The organism is Actinomadura sediminis (assembly GCF_042675525.1).
GTDB lineage: Bacteria > Actinomycetota > Actinomycetes > Streptosporangiales > Streptosporangiaceae > Spirillospora > Spirillospora sediminis.
Genome location: NZ_JBHTJA010000209.1, coordinates 1 through 4,349, shown reverse-complemented (window position 1 = coordinate 4,349; position 4,349 = coordinate 1). Strand labels below are relative to the sequence as shown.

Below are 4,349 nucleotides of genomic sequence, written 5' to 3'. Positions count from 1 at the left end.
CGCGGTGTCCCTCGCGCGCGCCCGTCCGGCGTTCGACCGGCGGGCGGCGGTGCTCGGCGCGGACGACGGCGACCTGGCGGCCGCGCTCGCCCGGCTGGCCGCGGGCGAGCCCGGACCGGAGACGGTGACGGGCGGGCCGGCCGCGTCGGGCGGCACGGTCTTCGTGTTCCCCGGCCAGGGCGGGCAGTGGGCCGGGATGGCGGCGGACCTGCTGGCCTGGTCGCCGGAGTTCGCCCGCATCGTCGGCGACTGCGAGCGCGCCCTCGAACCGCTGGTGGACTGGTCGCTCACCGGCGTGCTGCGCGGCGCCCCGGACGCGCCGCCGCTGGACCGCGTCGACGTCGTCCAGCCCGCGCTGCTGGCGATGATGGTCGCGCTGGCCGGGACGTGGCGGGCGCACGGCGTCGAGCCGGACGCGGTCGTCGGGCATTCGCAGGGCGAGATCGCGGCGGCGCACGTCGCCGGGGCGCTCCCGCTGGACGACGCGATGCGGATCGCGGCCGTGCGCAGCCGGCTCGTCGCGCAGCGGCTGGCCGGGACGGGCGGGATGCTGTCGGTCGCGCTGCCCGCCGGGCGCGCGGACGAGCGCGTCCGCCGCTGGAACGGCCGCCTGTCGGTCGCCGCGCTGAACGGCCCGGCGGCCGTCGTCGTCGCCGGCGACCCGGCGGCCCTCGACGAGCTGGCGGAGTCCTGCGCGGCGGACGGCGTCCGGACGCGGCCGATCGCGGTGGACTACGCCTCCCACTCCGCGCACGTCGAGCGGATCGCCGGGGAGCTCGTCGGCGAGCTGGGGCCGGTCGCCGCCCGTACGGGCGACGTCGGCCTGCTGTCGACCGTCACCGGCGACTGGGCGGACGGTGCCGACCTCGACGCCCCCTACTGGGTGCGGAACCTGCGCGAGCCCGTGCGCTTCGAGGGCGCCGTGCGCGCCCTGGCGGAGGCGGGCCACGACGCGTTCGTCGAGGTGAGCCCGCACCCGGTGCTCACCGGAGCGGTCCGCGACACGGTGGACGACGCCGGCCGCCGCGCGCTCGTGGTCGGGTCGGTGCGCCGCGACGACGGCGGCCCGCGGCGCTTCCTCACCTCCCTCGCGGAGGCGTGGGCGGGCGGCGTCGCGGTGGACTGGGGGACCGTGCTCGCGGCGGCGGGCGCGGACTCCGCGCCCCCGGTCGAGCTGCCCACGTATCCGTTCCAGCGGGAACGGTACTGGCTCGCGCCCCGGGCCGCGTCCGGCGACGCCGCCGGACTCGGGCTGGCGCCCGCCGACCATCCGCTGCTGGGCGCGGCGCTGCCGTCCCCGGACGGCGGCGCGGTCCTGACCGGCGTGCTGAGCCTGGCCGCGCACCCCTGGCTCGCCGACCACGCGGTGGCCGGCACGCCCCTCCTGCCGGGCACCGCGCTCGTCGAGCTCGCGCTGCGCGCCGGAGACGAGGCGGGGCTCGGCACGCTCGAGGAGCTGACCCTGGAGGCGCCGCTGGCGCTGCCCGACGAGGGCGCCGTCCGGCTCCAGGTGCGGGTGGAACCGCCCGGCGGCGACGGCCCGGACCGGCGCGCCGTCACGATCCACTCGGCCCCGTCCCCCGGCGGGGACGGGTGGACCCGGCACGCGACCGGCACGCTCGCGCCCGGCCAGGCCGCGCCCGGCGAAGGGTTCTCCGCGGAGCTCGCCGCCGCGTGGCCGCCGCCGGACGCGGAACCGGTCGACGTGGCGGACGGCTACCGGCGGCTCGCCGACCGCGGTTACCGGTACGGCCCGGCGTTCGCCTGCCTGCGGCGGCTGTGGCGCCGGGACGGCGACGCGGGCACGGTCATGTTCGCCGAGATCGAGCCGTCCGCGGACCAGCGGGAGGCCGCGCCCGGCTTCGGGACGCATCCGGCGCTGCTCGACGCCGCGCTGCACGCGGCGCTGCTCGCCGCGGACGGCCCGGCGGAGCCGATCCTGCCGTTCGCCTGGACGGACGTGCGCCTGCACGTCGCCGGGCCGTCCACCCTGCGGGTGCGGGTGACCTCCACCGGCCCGGACACGGTGTCCATCGCGGCCGTCGACGGCACGGGCGCCCCGGCGGTGTCGGTCGGCTCGCTGCGGTTCCGTCCCGTCCCGCTGGACCGGCTGCCCGCGCGGAGCCCCGCACCCGCGGACGGCGCGCTGTTCGCCCCGGACTGGGAGGACGCGGCCCTGCCCGGCGCCGGCGCGGACGGCGCGGCGCCCGACGTCACGGTGCTGCCGGTCGCCGCGGCCCCGCCGGACCCGGACCCGGCGGACGTCCGGGCCGAGACGGGGCGCGTGCTGGCGGCGGTTCGCGACTGGCTGGACGCCGACCGGCCCGACGGCGCCCGGCTGGTGGTGACGACCCGGGGAGCCGCCCACGACGTCGCCGTCCCCGACCCCGCGGGCGCGGCCGTGTGGGGGCTCGTGCGGTCGGCGCAGACCGAGCGGCCCGGCGCCCTGGTCCTGCTCGACCTGGACCCGGCCGGGCCGGAGCCGTCCGCGGCCGACGTCGCCGCGCTCGCGGCGACCGGGGAACCGCAGCTCGCCCTCCGGGACGGGCGCGTCCTCGTCCCGCGGCTGACCCGGCCGGAGCCGCCCGCTCTGGAACCGCCGCCCGGGGGGCCGTGGCGGCTCGACCGCACCCCCGGCGGCACGATGGCAGACCTGCACCTGCGTCCCTGCCCCGAAGCGGGACGCCCGCTCGGCGCGGGCCAGGTCCGCCTCGCCGTGCGGGCGGCGGGCCTGAACTTCCGGGACGTGATGCTCGCGCTCGGCACGCACCCCGACGCCGCCGCCGCCCTCGGCGTCGAAGGGGCGGGCGTGGTCGTCGAGACCGCCCCGGACGTCGCGGACCTGCGCCCGGGCGACCGCGTGCTGGGACTGTTCCCCGGCTCGTTCGGACCGGTCGCGGTCGCCGACCGCACCTCGCTCGCGCCGATCCCCGAGGGGTGGACGTTCGCCGAGGCGGCGTCGGTGGCGACCGTGTTCCTCACCGCCTACCACGGCCTGGTGGACCTCGCCGCCGTCCGGCCCGGCGACGCGGTCCTCGTGCACGCCGGCGCGGGCGGCGTCGGGATGGCGGCCGTGGAGCTCGCCCGCCACCTGGGGGCCGAGGTGTTCGCCACCGCGTCGCCCGCGAAGTGGGGCGTGCTGCGGGACCTCGGCCTGGACGACGACCACATCGCCTCTTCGCGGACCGTCGGGTTCCGCGACCGGTTCCTCGCGGTCACCGGCGGCCGCGGCGTCGACGTGGTGCTCAACTCGCTGACCGGCGACCCGGTGGACGCGAGCCTCGACCTGCTGCCGCGCGGCGGCCGGTTCGTCGAGCTGGGCAAGCTCGACCTGCGCGACCCCGGCCCGCTCGCCGCCGCCGGGGTGACCTACCGGTGGTTCGATCTGACGCGGCTCGCCGACGCCGCCGCCCCCGAGGGCGACCCGGGGCGGCTGCAGGAGCAGCTCAAGGAGGTCCTCGACCTGCTGGCGCGCGGGGCGCTGCGGCGACCGCCCGTCCGGGTGACGGACGTGCGCCGCGCCCCGGACGCCTTCCGCCTCCTCGCCCGCGCCGGGCACGTGGGGAAGGTCGTGCTGACCGTCCCGCGGGCCCTCGACCCCGGCGGGACCGTGCTGATCACCGGGGGCACCGGCGGGCTCGGCGCCGAGACGGCCCGGCACCTGGTCACCGCGCACGGCGCGCGGAACCTGCTGCTGGCGAGCCGGCGCGGGGCCGCCGCCCCGGGCGCGGACGACCTGGCGGCGGAGCTCACCGGCCTGGGCGCCCGCGTGACCGTCGCGGCCTGCGACGTCGCCGACCGGGACGCGCTGGCCGGGCTGCTCGCCGCCGTGCCCGCCGACGCCCCGCTCACCGGCGTCGTGCACGCGGCGGGCGTCACCGACGACGGCGTCGTCGGCGCCCTGGACCGCGACCGGCTCGACGCGGTCATGCGCCCCAAGGCGGACGCGGCCCGGCACCTGGACGAGCTGACCCGGGACGCCGACCTCGCGTTCTTCGTGCTCTTCTCCTCGGTCGCGGGCCTGGCCGGGTTCCCCGCCCAGGCCAACTACGCCGCGGCGAACGCGTGCCTGGACGCCCTGGCGGTGCGCCGCGCGTCCCTCGGCCTGCCCGCGACGTCGCTGGCGTGGGGCCTGTGGGAACTGCCTGGCGGGATGACCGCCCACCTGACCGGCGCCGACCTCGCCCGGATGGGGCGGCTCGGCGTGGCGCCGCTGCGCACCGCGGACGGGGTGGCGCTGCTCGACGCCGCCCTGGCGCGGGACGAGGCCGTCCTGGTGCCGATGCGCCCGGCCGCGGCGCCCGACCCGGAGGCGGTCGCGCCGCCCCTGCGCGGCCTGGTCGCGCGGC

1 protein-coding gene is annotated in these 4,349 nt (G+C 80.0%); it reads left to right on the top strand.

Annotation, left to right across the window (positions count from 1 at the left end; genetic code table 11):
• Nucleotides 1-4,349: SDR family NAD(P)-dependent oxidoreductase (locus ACFQ11_RS37185; RefSeq protein WP_378307577.1), on the top strand; the 4,349-nt coding region annotated here is incomplete at both ends.